A 16,021-nucleotide genomic window follows, 5' to 3' on the forward strand; every position below is an offset into this window, starting at 1 on the left:
CTTCCTTTCTTATTAAAACGGTAAGTCACGGTTGCTCTGTATCACTTCGAATACCTTATTCCACGCTCCCACAAGGCAACCGTTAATAAATCGTGGGTCATAGTTTGTGATTGGTGTATCGTAAGGGTAGTGTCCCTGTGTAAACACCGCCTGTCTGATTTCGCTTTCATCAACACCGTTAGCTCTCATAAGGTCGGCAAGAGCTTTTGGTATGCCCTCGGGAATATTGACAGATTTATCATTCTGTATCTGAGGTGTTGGCAGCGGTACAGATTCGGGAGTTTTTTCAATTTGCGTAGTTTGTGGTACAGGCTGTGTCACAGGCTCTGCCTTAGGCGGCTGAGGTATCGGATTCTGCGGAGCAGAAGCGTTATTTGCAGGTGCGACATCATTAAAAATATGGGCAATGCCTGCATAGCTAAAGTCCATTTCTTCGGGCAGTCCGTGACGATTCTTTGCGTCCCAGCAGGGATGATGAAGCGTATACATTACTCTTCCTCCGCCTTGCGCTTTGTACTTTCTGCCGTCTTTGTCGGTTGCTACCGCTACTGTTTTATAGTTTGCGAAAAGCACCATATCCGCCCATTCTTTTACAAGCGGAGAAATCTGTGAAGCAGTCTTTTTGCCGAGTTTTAGCTCCCAACGGTCATACTCGCCGATTTCATCAGGCTGTGAAAACTTGCGGAGCTGTGCGTGTGCGGTAAGCACAACATTGATACCTCTGTCAATCAAATCTTCAAGGCTGTTCAAAAATCTGCCGAACTCCTCTTTTTCGTAAACATATCCGTTTCCGTAGCCGAAATCTTCAATGCCTTTCTTGCCGTACTTTGCACAGATGTCATCAATGCAAAGCTGTTCTGCCCAGTCGATTGTATCAATAACAACCGTCTTGCATACAGTCGGATTGCTTTTGATATATTCAAGCTGACTCTTTAGCATGGTCCACGATGTCGGCTTATCCATTCTCGCAACATCAAGGTTTTTTGTGCTGCCCTCCGTGTCGATAAACAGAGGATTCGGAAACTGCGAAGCAAAAGTTGACTTGCCGATACCCTCGGGACCGTAAATTACAACCTTTTGAGCCGACTTGATTTTACCTCTTGTGATGTTCATTATCTTACCCCCTGTACATCTGAAAAATTGATTTTATTGCCGTCAACATCAATGACAACATAGTCGATTGCGTAGTTGAGCAGTTCGTTTGTCAAATCCTGTATTGACTTGCCTGTCATACCTGCAATCAAAACAATTCTTGAATAGTTTTCAGGCATAATCTTGACCTTGGTATAACCGCAGGCAAGCTCTCTGTGCGGATTGCATTTGATTACACATTCATTTGTATTTGTTTTTGCTGTTGTTTTAGCTGTAGTTCTTGTAGCCATAATTAAAACTCTCCTTCTGTCCAAGTCGGTGTTGTAACAGGTGTGGTTGTTTCGGACTTAATATAGCCGTCCTCAATGATTATTGAACATTCATCGCCGTTTGAAACTCTTGTTGCAATAGCCTGCAATCCCTCTGATTCAAGCCATTTTGCAAAGTCTTTGAGTGTGTCGGTATCCATTTGTTCGAGCTTGTCAAGCAGGACAAATCCGCATTCAGGATTGAGTTTGCGAACAATTGCCGTAGCGACACGAAGCTGTTCCGAACCGCTCATGTTGTCCCACTTAAAACCGTTATATGTAAGCTCGCCCTTTTCAACCGATAAGCCGTCAAGGGGCAAGTTCGCGTTATTGAGTAAGTCATATTTAGTTTTGCGGATTTCTTCAAGCTGTGCCGTCATATCGGCATACTTGCCGTAATATTCCTTTGCGTCCTCATCAGCTTTCGCTTTATCGAGGTTGGCTCTGACTTTGCGGTTAATTTCATCAATCTCGGTAATGTTTCTTTCAAGCTCTGCCGTGCTTTCATCGTGCAGTTCGGCAACGGTCTTTCTGCTCCGTTCAAGCTGTGCAAGCACTTTTGTAAGTTCGGAATTGTATTTTCTCAAATCCTCGTTAAGCCTGTTGATTTCGCTCTGCAAATTGTTGGCACGGCTTTCAAGGTTATCTTTTTCTGCTCTCAGGCGGTTATTTTCACCGTTGCGTGCAAGAATTTCCTGTTGTTTATTGATAAGCTCCGAAGCTGACACAGGTTCATTCGGCACGCCTTCGTATTCGGGCATTTCGGCGGCGAACTTTTTCTTTTGGTCTGCAATCTGACCGATAGCACGGCGCTCGTTATACACCTGTGTTTCCTGCGTTTCAAGCTCGTAAACTCTGTTGCCTACACCGATAATCTGCAGGAGCGTGTCAGCCTTTTCCTTGCCGGTTGCATTCATAAATTTCGGCAGGTCAAGAGCAAAGTTACTGACAAATGCGTCAAGCAAAGCCTGTCCGCCTTTGTTGCCTGCGGTGTCAATTACTTTAAGACTGCTGTTCTTACCGCTACGCTCCACAACAATACCGTTTGAGAGCTTGATTTTGAGATGTGGCGGAATTGTTGAACCCTCACGGTACGGAGCAGACGGAGCGAAACGATTACCGCCGAGAGCCCACGCAATTGCGTCAAGAACAGATGTCTTGCCCTGTCCGTTTTTACCGCCCAACACGGTAAGTCCGTTTTCGGTCGGTTCATAAGCAACCGCCTTTACTCTTTTAACATTTTCGATTTCAAAAGCTGATATTTTTACTGACATATTAAAGTCCTCCTTGACAATTCGCTTAAAATTGTCTATCATTTAATTAAGGTATTTTTCTTTGTCCGTTGAGGCTTTGCAGAGCTTCAGCGGATTTTTCTTTTTTAGTTGACATTTGAAACACCCATACATTCAAAATTGAATGCTTCGGATTCAGGCGTTTCAAGGGCTTTGAGTTTTCGGGTAAGCTCTGCGTTTTTCGCTCTTTCGGCAACATATAAGGCTGTCACCTTGTTAAGCTTTGCTTTTGTTTTTTCAAGACGGCTGTTCGCAATGTCACGCTCCTGCTCGGTGCTTGCAAGACTTTTTTGCGTGTATTTAAGCTGGTCTTTGCTGTCACGGTACTTTTTTCTAAGCGACCTTTTTGTTTCTAAATCTTTAAATGCCATTTTTAATGCTCCTTTATGTATTGTCTGATTTCTTCCTTATCAAATCGCCAAAGCTTTCCGATTTTGTGGGCAGGAAGAACGCCCCTTTGTGCAAGCCGCGTTGTGTAATCAACATTAAGCGCAAGCAATCGTGCCACATACGGCACATCAATTATCACAGGCACTTCATCCCAGTTGACTATTGGTCTTTCTCTCGGCATATGTACACCTCCTTAATTTTCGTTGGTAATTTTGTCTGAAACGATTTCGACTGATTCAACATCAGCTACGCTTCCTTTGTGTCAATAAGTTTAAGTTTTGCCATTTTCTCACCTGCTTTTCGATATTTTATTGCTTTACACGACCTTAAATGTTATGATTAACTATGAAAGGGGGTGCAAAGCGTGGCAATTGTATTGCAAATTTTACTTGTTGTATGGGTATTTAGATTGCTTACAAATGTTTTTAGACTATGTGCAACCAAGTTTTATTTCTATCTTTTCAAGAATAATTACAAACATCTAAACAGATGTTCAAGACCTGTTGGAGTTTTATTTAGCAAAGCCAACACTCAACAATATGTAGTTTGCACCGAAAGAAGATATTCGGTAAAAGAAATGTATCAAGATTACATTTCCAATTGTTTGACTGATAGGCATTCAAGCAATAAAATATCCAAAATTTTTAACAATACGATAGGCGTTTACAGTTACAGAATAAGACAAAACTTTTACCCTGTATTTTGGCTGACTGCTCCTGTAAATGCTTTAAACTCGGTTAATGTACATCCGAATACGATTTTATCGGTCCTCATTAACATTTTGTTTTGGCTTATTAACTTTTCCGCAGGATATTTCCTTGAAAAGTTTTTAGACAACAATCTTCCGACTAATCTGCTTTCAACTTTTGATAAGCTGATATAATAAAATTTCTTATACTCTGGCGTTCTTTTTTATTTCTGCAATTGTCAAGTCTGTTTACTTCATTGAACATTGCAGTATATAAAAGAGCGTCAATCTTTTTTTGACTTACTTCAACAAATACAGGTTTTTCCGTCTTTCTTCACCTCTTTTCAGCAAAGTCCGTTTAATGGGACTGTGATTGTGGTATTATTGATTGTGTTGCAAATATCTTTTGCGAATGTTATAATCGAGCAAAGGAGCTGATTATATGTGGGTAATAATTAGTGGTATTTTAGGCATTGCAGGCTTTTTAATATCTTTAATAAACCTGATTAACTATTTTGTTTCGCACAAAGTGAATTTGGAAATCACAATGCTTGAATACGCATACAAATTAGGCGTGCAGGGAAAGAAAAGACTTTTCATTCATTATAAACTTAACAATAAATCGCAACTGCCTATTTCTGTTACCGACATTCAATTAGTTCTGAACGGCATAGAGTACACCGAAGATTACAACACCCACGAAGTTAATTCTTATCATCACAAGGCAAAAGGTGTTGATGAGTATGTTCCGACATACAATGAACATCTGCCTATCAATCTTGAGTGCCTACATTCTCATTCGGGTTACCTCGTTTTTGTAATTCCTGAAGATAATTCTCCAAATCTCGATAAAGGTCTGACTTTTCAAATTCGCACCAATCGGAATAAGGAAGTACAAAAGAAAGTGTCATTGAATGAGGTGGTAACGCTCCGCTCCACTCTACCTTATCAAAAGTATAAAAATCTTTTTCTAAAGGATAAGGCGGAACATAAGGTGCACTGACAGTCTTGTTGACTGTTGGTGCTTTTTCTATGTTGAATAAATTATTAAAAAATCCCATTTTCTCACCCCCTTAGTTTTGGTTGGGTTGCAGTTTCCTTTAAGAAACTACATCAGCAAAAAAATAGACATAATCTTATCTGAATTAAGTCCGAGAATTTTTGCAAGCTGTGCGATTTCTTCCTGCTTGAAACAAGTGACACCATTTATCCTTGTATAAAGTGTCTTTTTATCAATTCCCATTTTTTCAGCAAGTTTTGGAATTGTAAAATTGTTTCTTGCAATTTCAGCTTTAAGATCACTTGTATTCACTTTCTATCACCTCGTTTCCTTTAGGACACTTAAATTATATACTGCTTTCAGTCCTTTGTCAACCACTTTAGGAAACTTTTTTATATTTTTTCGGTTTAGTAGTTGCTTTTTTGAAACTTTGTGTTAAAATATAGTTACAGACCTCTTATAAGGAGAGACAAAAATGGATATAGGAAAAATGATTAACCAAAGAAGAACTGAATTAAAACTAACTCTTGAACAGGTAGGGCAAGCAGTTGGTGTCGGCAAGAGTACCGTCAAAAAATGGGAAGACGGTTATATATCTAATATGAGAAGAGATAAAATAGCTTTATTAGCCAAAGTCTTAAAAATGAACCCTGTTTCTTTTATTACTGGTGAATTTAAAGAAGAAGAAGACCAAGCAACCCCCCTTCCGCAAACAAATGTATTTATGCGACCGGTATATGACAGCATTTCGGCAGGGTTCGGAGTGATAGCTCAGGATGTGCCTGTTGACTATATGCCTACATACATCACCTGCCCCTCAGAACAGGATAAATATATATGGATAAATGTTCACGGTGATTCTATGAGCCCTCTGATTGATGACGGCAGTAAAATTCTTATTAAAAAGCAAACCTCCGTTGACAGCGGTCAGATTGCCGCAGTCCTCGTTGACGATGAAGAGGCTGTTGTTAAAAAGGTCCTTTACAACGATAACACCGTTGAGTTGCATTCAGTCAACCCCTACTATCCCCCACGAGTGTTCAAAAATAACGACGTCACCCGTGTTCAAATCCTCGGTCTTGTAAAAGAAGTCAGTAAATCGTTGCAGTGAGAAAAGCTGTTTTACTGTAACAGTTAAATTTGTAAAAATATATTGATTTTGTGAATTTCTCGGTGTATAATTATACTCAATTCGTAAAAACAGCCTATTTTTACGAATTGCTTTTCTGATATATGCGTATAATTGTTAAATTACGGCATATAATACTTATTGGAGAGGTGATACATTTGGGGTATAAATCTTTAGATAAGCTGTTTTATTCTGACAAAGAAAATTATGAAAAAATTTACAACGAAAGGTATAAAAGCGAATACGCAGTACACTTAGATTTTCTGATACACGATAACCCTGCTTTTTTTGTGATGATACCCGAATTTATTACGAAAATTCGTGACATTTATAAAACCGATAAGCAAATCAAAGCTTTAAGGGATTCATTACCCGAAAAAGCAATTGACCATTTCGCTATCAGATGTTTGGTTGATGAAATTGTAAAGACAAATGATATTGAAGGTGTTTACAGCTCAAGAAGAGAAATTAACAGTGTCTTGTCAGAACTGGAAACAAAGAGCCACGGGAAGCGTTTTATGGGGCTTGTGCAAAAATATCTTATGTTGCAAAAAAATGAAACTATGTCCTTTGACACCTGCGAAGATATCCGCAACCTGTACAATGATTTAGTATATTTTGAAATCGAAGAAGATAACCCGTCTGATTTGCCTGACGGTAAAATCTTCAGAAAAGATTCAACAAGCGTCCTCAGTGCGACGCAAAAAGAACTTCACAGAGGAGTTAATCCCGAAGAAAAAATTATAGAGTGTATGAATAAAGCGTTGGCAATACTTAATGACAAAAGCATTGAGTGTGTTTTCAGAATATCAATTTTTCATTACCTCTTTGGTTACATTCATCCTTTCTATGACGGCAACGGAAGAACATCCCGTTTCATCAGCAGTTACTTGTTGTCAAAAGAATTTGAATCAATTATCGGTTACAGAATGTCTTATTCTATTAAAGAGAACATAAACGATTACTACAAGGCATTCAAGGTGTGTAATGACCCGAAAAACAAGGGAGATTTAACTCCTTTTATAATTATGTTTACCGATATTATTGATGATTCGTTGCACAAGTTGGTATACGCTTTGGAGAAAAGATTAGAGCAACTGATACATTACAGAAAGTGCATTATCTTTCTGCCTAAAGGCGCCGACGAAAAATATAGTAATCTGTATTTTTTGCTTATTCAGGCAAGTTTGTTTTCCGAAAGCGGAATAAGCACAAAGGAACTAATGGATGTTATGAAATTAAGCAGAAGTACAGTTACAAACCGGTTAAACACCCTGTCTGATTACGGTTTAATAATCAAAAAAACTTTAGGCAATATCCGTTGCTGCAGTCTCGACATAGATAAAATAGATACAATAATGGAAGAGATAAATAAATAAATAAAAAAACCGCCCTGACCTGTTGGCGCAAGTCGGAGCGGAAACCACCACACAGGGTGCAGTGATACTACTAAAAGCAATAATATTGTATCACACTCCCCTGAATTTTTCAAGTTTTGAATATCAGGGGATTTTTGCACCCTTTTTTAAGCAAAAGGAGTGTATATATTATGGCAAAAGCAAAACTTAAAAAGCGTGCAGACGGACGCTATCAAAAGTCTGTATATCTTGGCAAAGACGAGGACGGCAAACGCAAATACAAAACCGTCAACGGTTACTCTGTCAAAGAGGTTGAAGAAAAGGCACAGCTTATCAAGTTACAAATCGGCAAGGGTATGGATGTGCTAAACGCAGGAATGAAATGGGGGAAACTCGTTAACTTATGGCTTGCCTACAAAAAATCCATACTTTCCGAGGGGCAGTACAAAACCTATTCAATTTATCTGAGCCACTTCTCTGCCCTGAATGACCGACCGATTAACAAACTTGTCAAATCCGACTTTCAGCAGATAATTCTTGACGAATACGCTTGCAATTCACACACAGGCAAGCCGACCGCAAAAAAGACTTTGCGTGATTGGCGTGGTGCAGTAAGGCAGGTGTTCAATTATGCCATAGAAAACCGTGTAATCGAATTTTCACCTGCACAATACATAGAGATACCCCGTGACGCAAAAACCTCAGAACGACGAGCATTGACCGCACAGGAACAATTGTGGGTGGTATCAACAGAACACCGTGCACAATTGCCAGCTATGATAATGATGTTTGCAGGCTTGCGACTTGGTGAATGCCTTGCCTTGCAATGGCGAGATATAAACCTAACCGAACGAACAATAGATGTTCATCAGAAACTTGTGACCAAAGGTAAGGCGCATATTGAGCAAGGAGCAAAAACTATTTCGGGAGTGCGTACTGTTACAGATGTTCCGAAAATTCTTATTGATTTTTTAAAGAAACAACCTGAGCATAAACCCGATGATTTTGTTGTGACTTCCACAAAAGGTACTCTGATGAGTGATACAGCGTGGCGGCGATTATGGAACAGCTATATGGCAGATCTTAATATTAAGTACGGCGATTTTTCGGACTATGAAAGACAGCCTAAAAGTAAGTATGACCCTAAAGGTGTACCGTTTGTGATTGATAGATTTACGGCTCATTCGCTCCGTCATACCTGCGCTACAAATCTGCTCTACACAGGTCACGAACTCCACTATGTGCAAAAACAAATGGGACACGCTAAGCCGTCAACTACGCTTGACATTTATACACACTATGTCGAATCACTACCGAAACGCAAATCAAATAAAATAATCAGTATTGACACATTGATTAAGGAGTTTAAACCTGCCCAAAAGCAAGCATAAGCGCTATAAAATTGCGTGCATTGCACTAAAATTTAAAAAAGCCGATAAATACTAAGTTTTTCAGTGTTTTATCGGTTTACTCCTAAGCGAAAGGTCGGGGGTTCGAATCCCTTTTGGCACGCCAAAAATTCCGCCGGAAAACCCGGTAAAAAGGCAGGCTCACATAAGGATACTTTCAAAAAGTGACCGATTGAGAGCAGCACAACGCCACAGAGTTTTAAAAACTCTGTGGCGTTGTGCTTTTTTATAGCTAACAGGAAAATGATTATAAAAAATTTTGATCTTTGATTAAGGTTGCGGGCGTAACAGTTACTGCAAAGTGATTTATTCTACAATGGCGGCGTCCGTCAGTCCGGAATAGTAAGCAGTGTATTTCCGTAAAAATAGAAATCAGGTCGTTTTTGTAATTATCCCATTCGAAAATCACATAGTAGGCTCTTGCACAAATAATGCATACGGGGATCAGCTAAAGAGCAAGATCGTATATATGCTCCTTGTTGATGCCGGTTTTTCTGCATCGGCATATCGCCAAAGCAAAGCCAAGCACCATACCGCAGGCGATAATGTGTCCGTACCAAGCGATATTCAGCCCTTCAATTCCGAAAAGATTTTCTATTGCATATCGTTTCAAATCCTTGTTTCCTCGCTTTTCTCAGTCTACCCGCAGCATACGGTAACCGACGCCGATATGCGTCTGAATGTATTGCGGACCGTCCTTTTGCGGCTCCAGCTTTTTGCGCAGGGTCGCCATAAACACCCGCAGAGAAGCAATATCGTTTTCCCAGCTGCTGCCCCAAATCTGCTGCGTGATATAGGTGTGCGTCAGCACCTTTCCGACATTATGAGAGAGCAGACACAAAAGCTTGTATTCAATCGGGGTCAGGTGCAATTCCTCCCCATTTAGATAAGCGCAGCCGGCGGCATAATCGATTTTAAGCTTGCCGTTTTGGAAAACGGGTGAGTCGGCGTCGCCGCTTGCCTGAAGCAGCAGCAGCCGTCTTTGCGTGACCCGAAGGCGTGCCAAAAGCTCCTCTATGGAAAAGGGCTTTGTCAGATAGTCGTCCGCCCCGGCATCCAGCGCCGTGATTTTGTCTTTATCCTCGCTGCGCGCACTGATCACAATAATGGGCATATTTGACCATGAGCGGATGCTTTCGATCACCTGTGTGCCGTCGATATCCGGCAGCCCCAGATCCAGCAGAACGATATCCGGGTTATGGGAGGTCGCTTCTATAATAGCGCTGTGTCCGTTCTCTGCGGTCAGGTAGTGGTAATCGTGAGCCTTTAGCGTTGTTACGATCAGATTGCGGATGGGGCGGTCGTCCTCCACGACGAGTACAAGGGGTTTATTCATTCAGAGTCACCTCGCTAAGCGGTAAAGTAAAGGTAAATATGCAGCCGTGCGGTACGTTATCCGTAAGCGTCAGCGTTCCGCCGTGCAGCTCTACAATAGATTTACACAGGGTAAGCCCGATCCCGAAGCTTCTGCGGCTGTCTGCGACGGTATTTTTTCCGGTGTAAAACATCTCAAAAATATGCGGTTTCATATCGTCTGCAATTCCGTTTCCGTTATCGGTGACTCGGATCACGGCATCCCCGCCCTGTTTTTCCGCACTTACGCAGATTTCGGAGCCTTGTTCGGTATATTTCAAAGCATTATCAATAAGGTTGACAATGACCTGCACGATAAGCTGTGCGTCCATACGGGCAAGGATCAGATCGTCGCACCTTACCGTCACCTTGTGTCCGACGGATTTTTTCTTCAAATGCGAAACGGCTTCGTTGACCACTTCGTCCACAAGCTGGTCGGTAAGCTCCAGCTTCAGGCGTCCGTCATTCAGCCGTGTAACATACAGCAGATTTTCCACCACGCCGATCAGCCATTCGGAATCGTCATAAATATCTTTATAGATCTGCTGCTTGGTTGCTTCGTCCAGGCAGTTTCCGTTATGCAAAAGCGTGTCCGCATTACCCGAAACGGAGCAAAGCGGCGTGCGCAGATCGTGTGAGATCGACCGCAAAAGGTCGGCGCGCAGCTGCTCGCTTTTTGCAAAATCTGCCGCCCGTTCCTTTTCGGCGGCGTTGTGAGCATTATCCATTGCCAGCGCACATTCGTTCACAACCGACAGTACGATGCTGCTCTCAAATGAATCGGGCTTTTCGGGTTTCATCGGTATCCCAATTACACCGTAGACTCTGCCGCCTGCACGGATCGCAAGATAAAGACATTCGGATTTTCCAAACTGTGCTGTCGCTGCTCCTGCACGGCGACCGTTTTGAAGCACCCATTCTGCGGTCTGCCGCTCTGCATCGCTTAGCAGCTTTTCAGCGTATGTATCCTTTTTTTCGGCATACAGCCGCCCGGACAACATTCCGTTTTCGCCTTTCATATAGGCAACAATACTGCGGTCAAGCAGCCGCGAGAGCTGCATACAGGTCACGCTTAAAACATCATCGTTGCTTTTTGCTTTTTGCAGCAGACGGTCAGTGTCAAACAGCACCTGCACACGGAACGCGGAGCGAGCCGAGAGCCTTGCATGATCTTTCAGCTTCGAGGCAAGCGTGCCGGTGAGAACGGAAGACGCCAGCATAACTGCAAAGGTAATGGGATAGCCTACGGCATAGGTCTGAAAGGACAACCTGGGTTCGGTAAGGAAAAATCCGAACAATACAACACTTAGAAGTGAGCCTGCCATACTGCAAAGGTATCCTTTGGTCAAAACGGAGATCATCAGCACACCTAGGATGTATACCGTAACGATATTGGTATCGGGAAAGTCGAGATGGTCGAACAGAAACCCGATCGCCGTACATACGGCAAGCGCCAGGACGGTCACGGCAATATCCCGCAGCGACGGTATCTCTGCACCAAAGAACAGACGGCGTCTGTGCGACTTTGTGTAGTTCAGTGCGTCGGGAATAATATGAATGTCAACATCGGGGGCGGAGGAGATCAGCTTTTCGGTGAGAGTCGGTCTTCCGAACAGCCCTCTGCGTCTGGCACTGCTTTGCCCGATCACGATTTTTGTGACATCGGAAAGCCTGACATATTCCGAGATCTGCAGCGCTACATTCTCGCCGTGCGTCATAACGATCTCGGCGCCGAGCCTTTGCGCGAGCTGTATGTTCTGCGAAAGCCGGGACTGATCCTCATCATTTATGACCGTATCCGTCTGCACATAGATGGCGGTAAATCTTGCATGAAGGACCTTAGCCATCTTTGCGGCGGTGTGTATGATCCTTGCATTGGACGGCGAAGAGGATAGGCAGACAAGGATATGCTCGTCTGTATCGAATTTTGACTGTTCGGTTTGTACTTTCATCGGTTTCACCGCCCTTTTTATTTTATTATTATACAGTAAAACTGTAAAAAAATCTACCGCAACCTAAAAATCATTCTTCTGCCCATCGGAAAGAATAATATCGACATTTCCGTGCGTTTCAAGAAAACGGCGGATCTCACATAATATTTCACTTTCGGACAGTCCATGCGGCAGCAGGACTTCGGAAGGCTCGCAGGATTCGTTTTCCTTTAACAGTGCCTTTCTGTTTTCTTCAAGAAATTGATCCAGCCTGCTCATAAGATAAAATCCGAAAACAAATACGGCAAGCAGGCTGACAATCAGCAATAGCTCAGCCATCCTCATTCACCTCTGTTAAATGCGAAAACACTTTTGCAGTTCTTTGTAAGCACCGAGAACCAAAAGAGTGATCTTGTCCGTAAGAACGGTTTCCGGTGAAACTGCCATATTGATTTTTCCGTTCTCCTTGGTTGCCATAATATTGATGCTGTATTTTCTGCGGATATCCAGTTCTCCGACGGTTTTGCCGATCCATCCCTCCGGCACCTCTACCTCAAAAATGGCATGACCCTCATCAACCTCAATGTAATCCCGAATGTGGTCGGCGGTGTACCGAATAGCAGCCCAATTTGCTACCTGTTTTTCCGGGTAAATGACCTCGTCCGCTCCGTTCCGCAGAAGGAATTTTTCCTGCACATCACGCTCGGCACGGGATACAACTAATTTTGCGCCGAGTTCTTTCAGCAAAGAAGTGGTTTCCAGCGAGTTTTGAAAATTTCCGCCGATGGTGACGATGCACACATCAAAGTTTCCGATGCCGAGCGACCTTAAAAACTCCGTGTTTGTGCTGTCGCCGATCTGTGCATTGGTGACAATCGTCAGACTTTCATTGACTCTTTCTTCGTTGATGTCTACCGCCATCACCTCGTGTCCGAGCTTATTCAGCTGCAAAGCAATATGCCTACCGAATCTGCCGAGACCTATTAACAATATGTTTTTCATAATATAGTAACTCCTTTATCCGACTGTGATTTTTTCGAGCGGCAACTTTGCTCCACTATGATTTTTGTTGGAAACCGCCGCGTAAATCAGGGTAAGTCCGCCGACTCTGCCGAGATACATCAAGACGATCAAAATAAGCTGAGAAAGAACACCGAGCTGCGGTGTGATTCCAAGGGTAAGCCCGACCGTTCCGACAGCGGACGCCGTTTCGTAAAGGCAGGTGCTAAGCGGCAGACCTTCTGCCGTGCTGATAACAATGCCGCCGACAAAAAACAGCAGGAAATACATTACGGCAACGGCTGCGGCGTTTTTCACTGCCGAACCGTCAATGCGCCTGCCGCAGACTTCGGCATCGTCCTTTTTGCGACAGACGGAGAATGCACTCAGAATCAGAACGGCAAGCGTGGTCGTTTTCATACCGCCTGCCGTGGAGCCGGGCGAGCCGCCGACGAGCATGAGCAGGATCATAATTGCCTTGGAAGAACCGGTCATAGCAGGAAGATCAGTGGTATTGAAACCGGCGGTTCTCGGTGTGACAGACTGAAAAAGCGACGCAAGAATCCTTTTGTCGAGCGGCAGCCCCGTAAAATCGCAGAAGAAAAAGAATACTGCGGGAGCGATAATGAGGATTGCCGTTGTTACCAATATGACCTTACTTTGCATAAGGTATTTTTTGAAATGCCACTTGTTTGTGTAAATATCGTCCCAGGTCAAAAATCCAATACCGCCCACAATAATTAAAAGCATAATTGTAATGTTTATCGCCGGATTTCCTATGTATCCCGTAAGTGACGGGTATTTGTTTTCGGCGGTGCCGAGTATGTCAAAACCGGCGTTGCAAAAGGCGGAAACCGAATGAAACGCCGCCATCCAAATTCCCTTAATACCGTAGTTTCCGCAAAATGTCGGCAGCATGACGATCATCCCGATAAGCTCGATCAAAAAAGTTCCCCGCACAATAAAACGAGTCAGGCGGACAATCCCGCCGACCTTCGGGGCAGAGATGGCATCCTGCAAGGTACTGCGCTGCATCAGCGATATTTTTCTGCCGGACAGCATAGCGAAAAATGCCGCAACTGTCACAACACCGAGCCCGCCTATCTGAATCAGCAGCAGTATTACCGTCTGCCCGAAAGCGGACCAATAACTGCCCGTATCCTGCACGACCAGCCCCGTAACGCAAACGGCGGAGGTCGATGTGAACAGCGCCTCGTGAAACGGCGTAACAACTCCGGCAGTCGATGAAAACGGCAGCATCAATATCAGCGCTCCAAGCACTATGACGCCGGCAAAGCCCAAAACGATCAGCTTAAAGGATGACAGCCGCTTTTTTCTATGTGTAATTTTAGGCATATATACTTCTCCTATTTCTACTTGTTTACAAAGAGTATACCGTGAAATATAAAAAAACGGTGTAATGATTCGGCACTCTGTATTAAGATTGCATTAAGGCGCTCATTCTTTAAAAAAACAGCGCAGAGCATAGCAAACGGCACAGACAAATGCGGATCGTTTGTAACCGTTGTGCGGCTTGAAACAAAGCTCAGAGCCACTCTCACAGAACAACAAAAGGCTCTGTTCGAACAAATTAAAAAACGGCTTTGAAAACGCACAGGTGTTTGCGGATGACGGTTACAGCGGAGTGAATTTTGAAAGACCCGCCTTTCGCCGTATGCTCCATCTGATTGAGGACAGAAAAATCGGAATCATCATAACAAAGGATCTGTCCGGACTCGGAAGAAATTATATTGAAGTGGGTTCATATACCGAAATATACTTTCCGAAAAACAATGTGAGGTATATCGCCGTCAATGAGTTCCTTTGCTCTCTGCTCGGAGCATTCAAGAACTTCATTCACAGGTCGGGTTACATAGCCGTTCTGAGCTTGTACTGCCATTCAAGGCGGATGTTTATGTCCCAGCCTTTATGACGGTTGTTGTAGCCGACCCTTGACAGTCTTGAAAAGTATTTATATTCGGGCGGCGGAAAGTCTGAGTAAACAAGCTGACCGTCTATACAATACAGGACTCTTTACGCTTCTCTGCTCTGAATATTCAACCGATAAAAACGGGGCTATCACAGCATTCTGCCACAGCCCCTTGTTTTTAGTTATTCAACATAGTTGTCAGCTATTAACTCTTGTCAGCTTTGTGCCGGCAATATAGAGATTATCTCCGTCAATACCCCATGTATCCGAACCGCCGTTTGCGGGATCATCCGACCATTTGAGTGACTGCGACTGACTTTGATTGATAAAAGACACCTCAAAATTCACCGAAAGGGTCTTTTGGTCATCAATGCTGTATGTCAGTTTAATCATATTAAAAATCTCATCATAGTTTATGAAATCACTGTAATCGGAACTGCCGGCATAACTTGAAATAAGCTTGCCAAGCTCTTTTGCATTCGGAATATTGATTGTACCGTCGGGCTTGAACTCGAGCTGAATTCTTACGCCGTCCTCTTCGGCAACCCATGTACCCTGAATCTGACCCTGAGGAGTCGCCTTGTTAAGATTTGTAAAGATAAAGAACACAGCAATTGCGATAACCAGCGCAACCGCAACTCCGCAGGCAGTGATTATAAACGGTGTCTTTGACTTTTTCTTTGGAATCGGCTGTGCATACTGTGGCTGAACGCCCTGATTGTTATAATCATAAGAATATCCGCCCTGCTGTCCGTTCTGATACTGATTATATCCGCCCTGTGCATTAACGGTCTGATACTGCGGTGCGGCATAATCGTTTGCTGCAGTCTGATTATTAAACGCGTCAGTCTGCTGAACTTCAACAGGCTGTGTCTGCTCATTCCGAACATTCATATCGGCAGTCTGTTCAACCGACTGATTTTCTGCAATCGGCTGTTCGTTCTGTACAGCTGATTCCTGTTCGGATACAGGTGTTCCGCAATCGGCACAAAACTTTTCATTTGGCAGTAACTGCCTTCCGCAATTTTTACAAAACATACTTTCTCTCCTGTTTAATAAATATTTAATCAAAGGTAGCCCCTTTTAACAACAAAAGTCAACCTTATCTTCTGTCATTTTTATTGTACTGTTTTTTCTTCTCC

At 43.1% G+C, this 16,021-nt stretch carries 18 protein-coding genes; 4 read left to right on the forward strand and 14 right to left on the reverse strand.

Features of this window, described 5'->3' with window-relative positions; all coding sequences use genetic code 11:
• Positions 1 to 12: 12 nt before the first annotated feature.
• From RBATCC27255_RS03500 to RBATCC27255_RS03535, 7 genes are all read right to left on the reverse strand, one after another.
• The gene (locus tag RBATCC27255_RS03500) at positions 13 to 1,113 is read right to left on the reverse strand and encodes an AAA family ATPase (protein ID WP_101028765.1); all 1,101 of its coding nucleotides are present in this window, start codon (positions 1,111 to 1,113) and stop codon (positions 13 to 15) included.
• Positions 1,113 to 1,382, reverse strand: coding sequence for a hypothetical protein (locus RBATCC27255_RS03505; protein WP_101028766.1), 270 nt, complete (start codon positions 1,380 to 1,382; stop codon positions 1,113 to 1,115). Before RBATCC27255_RS03505 ends, RBATCC27255_RS03500 begins: the two co-directional genes overlap by 1 nt.
• A 2-nt stretch (positions 1,383 to 1,384) precedes the next feature.
• Complete coding sequence (locus tag RBATCC27255_RS03510; RefSeq protein WP_101028767.1) at positions 1,385 to 2,674, reverse strand: AAA family ATPase; 1,290 nt, start codon at positions 2,672 to 2,674, stop codon at positions 1,385 to 1,387.
• 104 nt (positions 2,675 to 2,778) lie between these two features.
• Positions 2,779 to 3,063 (reverse strand): hypothetical protein, encoded by a 285-nt coding sequence (locus RBATCC27255_RS03515; protein ID WP_101028768.1) that lies wholly within the window; start codon positions 3,061 to 3,063, stop codon positions 2,779 to 2,781.
• Positions 3,064 to 3,065: 2 nt separating this feature from the next.
• A complete protein-coding gene (locus tag RBATCC27255_RS03520) occupies positions 3,066 to 3,263 on the reverse strand; it encodes a helix-turn-helix domain-containing protein (protein WP_101028769.1) in 198 nt (65 codons plus the stop codon).
• Positions 3,264 to 4,543: 1,280 nt separating this feature from the next.
• Positions 4,544 to 4,831, reverse strand: a complete 288-nt coding sequence (locus RBATCC27255_RS10430) for a hypothetical protein (RefSeq protein WP_169923237.1) — start codon at positions 4,829 to 4,831, stop codon at positions 4,544 to 4,546.
• Between the two features lie 47 nt (positions 4,832 to 4,878).
• Positions 4,879 to 5,082: a helix-turn-helix domain-containing protein gene (locus RBATCC27255_RS03535; RefSeq protein ID WP_101028772.1), complete on the reverse strand. Its 204-nt coding sequence runs from the start codon at positions 5,080 to 5,082 to the stop codon at positions 4,879 to 4,881.
• Positions 5,083 to 5,245: 163 nt separating this feature from the next.
• Here RBATCC27255_RS03535 and RBATCC27255_RS10435 point away from each other — a divergent pair, with 163 nt between their 5' ends.
• From RBATCC27255_RS10435 to RBATCC27255_RS03550, 3 genes are all read left to right on the forward strand, one after another.
• Positions 5,246 to 5,881, forward strand: a complete 636-nt coding sequence (locus RBATCC27255_RS10435) for a LexA family protein (protein WP_169923238.1) — start codon at positions 5,246 to 5,248, stop codon at positions 5,879 to 5,881.
• Between the two features lie 311 nt (positions 5,882 to 6,192).
• Positions 6,193 to 7,278 (forward strand): Fic family protein, encoded by a 1,086-nt coding sequence (locus tag RBATCC27255_RS03545; RefSeq protein WP_169923239.1) that lies wholly within the window; start codon positions 6,193 to 6,195, stop codon positions 7,276 to 7,278.
• A gap of 170 nt (positions 7,279 to 7,448) precedes the next feature.
• Complete coding sequence (locus RBATCC27255_RS03550) at positions 7,449 to 8,648, forward strand: tyrosine-type recombinase/integrase (RefSeq protein ID WP_101028774.1); 1,200 nt, start codon at positions 7,449 to 7,451, stop codon at positions 8,646 to 8,648.
• 466 nt (positions 8,649 to 9,114) lie between these two features.
• Here RBATCC27255_RS03550 and RBATCC27255_RS10285 read toward each other — a convergent pair whose 3' ends face one another.
• From RBATCC27255_RS10285 to RBATCC27255_RS03575, 6 genes are all read right to left on the reverse strand, one after another.
• Positions 9,115 to 9,279, reverse strand: coding sequence for a prolipoprotein diacylglyceryl transferase family protein (locus tag RBATCC27255_RS10285; RefSeq protein WP_147639958.1), 165 nt, complete (start codon positions 9,277 to 9,279; stop codon positions 9,115 to 9,117).
• A gap of 21 nt (positions 9,280 to 9,300) precedes the next feature.
• Positions 9,301 to 10,002, reverse strand: coding sequence for a response regulator (locus RBATCC27255_RS03555; RefSeq protein ID WP_101028775.1), 702 nt, complete (start codon positions 10,000 to 10,002; stop codon positions 9,301 to 9,303).
• On the reverse strand, positions 9,995 to 11,971 hold the full coding sequence (locus RBATCC27255_RS03560) for an ATP-binding protein (RefSeq protein WP_101028776.1): 1,977 nt from the start codon (positions 11,969 to 11,971) through the stop codon (positions 9,995 to 9,997). The genes RBATCC27255_RS03555 and RBATCC27255_RS03560 overlap by 8 nt, the downstream gene beginning before the upstream one ends.
• Positions 11,972 to 12,034: 63 nt before the next feature.
• Positions 12,035 to 12,289, reverse strand: a complete 255-nt coding sequence (locus RBATCC27255_RS03565) for a hypothetical protein (RefSeq protein ID WP_101028777.1) — start codon at positions 12,287 to 12,289, stop codon at positions 12,035 to 12,037.
• A gap of 15 nt (positions 12,290 to 12,304) precedes the next feature.
• The gene (locus tag RBATCC27255_RS03570; protein ID WP_101028778.1) at positions 12,305 to 12,952 is read right to left on the reverse strand and encodes a potassium channel family protein; all 648 of its coding nucleotides are present in this window, start codon (positions 12,950 to 12,952) and stop codon (positions 12,305 to 12,307) included.
• Positions 12,953 to 12,967: 15 nt separating this feature from the next.
• Entirely contained in the window at positions 12,968 to 14,305 is a 1,338-nt protein-coding gene (locus RBATCC27255_RS03575; RefSeq protein WP_101028779.1) for a TrkH family potassium uptake protein, read from the reverse strand.
• A gap of 178 nt (positions 14,306 to 14,483) precedes the next feature.
• Between RBATCC27255_RS03575 and RBATCC27255_RS03580 the strand changes: the two genes are divergently transcribed.
• Positions 14,484 to 14,882, forward strand: coding sequence for a recombinase family protein (locus RBATCC27255_RS03580; protein ID WP_242958570.1), 399 nt, complete (start codon positions 14,484 to 14,486; stop codon positions 14,880 to 14,882).
• Between the two features lie 195 nt (positions 14,883 to 15,077).
• Here RBATCC27255_RS03580 and RBATCC27255_RS03585 read toward each other — a convergent pair whose 3' ends face one another.
• The gene (locus RBATCC27255_RS03585; protein ID WP_101028781.1) at positions 15,078 to 15,917 is read right to left on the reverse strand and encodes a zinc ribbon domain-containing protein; all 840 of its coding nucleotides are present in this window, start codon (positions 15,915 to 15,917) and stop codon (positions 15,078 to 15,080) included.
• Positions 15,918 to 16,021 lie beyond the last annotated feature (104 nt).

It is taken from the genome of Ruminococcus bromii, assembly GCF_002834225.1.
In the GTDB taxonomy this organism is placed as follows: Bacteria; Bacillota; Clostridia; order Oscillospirales; family Acutalibacteraceae; genus Ruminococcoides; species Ruminococcoides bromii.

Bases quoted from the DNA above. Each gene is read 5' to 3' on its own strand.
- RBATCC27255_RS03515 (WP_101028768.1), bottom strand. From the start codon at position 3,063: ATGGCATTTAAAGATTTAGAAACAAAAAGGTCGCTTAGAAAAAAGTAC.
- RBATCC27255_RS03585 (WP_101028781.1), bottom strand. From the start codon at position 15,917: ATGTTTTGTAAAAATTGCGGAAGGCAGTTACTGCCAAATGAAAAGTTT.
- RBATCC27255_RS03575 (WP_101028779.1), bottom strand. From the start codon at position 14,305: ATGCCTAAAATTACACATAGAAAAAAGCGGCTGTCATCCTTTAAGCTG.
- RBATCC27255_RS03550 (WP_101028774.1), top strand. From the start codon at position 7,449: ATGGCAAAAGCAAAACTTAAAAAGCGTGCAGACGGACGCTATCAAAAG.
- RBATCC27255_RS03545 (WP_169923239.1), top strand. From the start codon at position 6,193: ATGATACCCGAATTTATTACGAAAATTCGTGACATTTATAAAACCGAT.
- RBATCC27255_RS03505 (WP_101028766.1), bottom strand. From the start codon at position 1,382: ATGGCTACAAGAACTACAGCTAAAACAACAGCAAAAACAAATACAAAT.
- RBATCC27255_RS03555 (WP_101028775.1), bottom strand. From the start codon at position 10,002: ATGAATAAACCCCTTGTACTCGTCGTGGAGGACGACCGCCCCATCCGC.
- RBATCC27255_RS03500 (WP_101028765.1), bottom strand. From the start codon at position 1,113: ATGAACATCACAAGAGGTAAAATCAAGTCGGCTCAAAAGGTTGTAATT.
- RBATCC27255_RS03570 (WP_101028778.1), bottom strand. From the start codon at position 12,952: ATGAAAAACATATTGTTAATAGGTCTCGGCAGATTCGGTAGGCATATT.
- RBATCC27255_RS03510 (WP_101028767.1), bottom strand. From the start codon at position 2,674: ATGTCAGTAAAAATATCAGCTTTTGAAATCGAAAATGTTAAAAGAGTA.
- RBATCC27255_RS10430 (WP_169923237.1), bottom strand. From the start codon at position 4,831: ATGGGATTTTTTAATAATTTATTCAACATAGAAAAAGCACCAACAGTC.
- RBATCC27255_RS03565 (WP_101028777.1), bottom strand. From the start codon at position 12,289: ATGGCTGAGCTATTGCTGATTGTCAGCCTGCTTGCCGTATTTGTTTTC.
- RBATCC27255_RS03560 (WP_101028776.1), bottom strand. From the start codon at position 11,971: ATGAAAGTACAAACCGAACAGTCAAAATTCGATACAGACGAGCATATC.
- RBATCC27255_RS10435 (WP_169923238.1), top strand. From the start codon at position 5,246: ATGGATATAGGAAAAATGATTAACCAAAGAAGAACTGAATTAAAACTA.
- RBATCC27255_RS03520 (WP_101028769.1), bottom strand. From the start codon at position 3,263: ATGCCGAGAGAAAGACCAATAGTCAACTGGGATGAAGTGCCTGTGATA.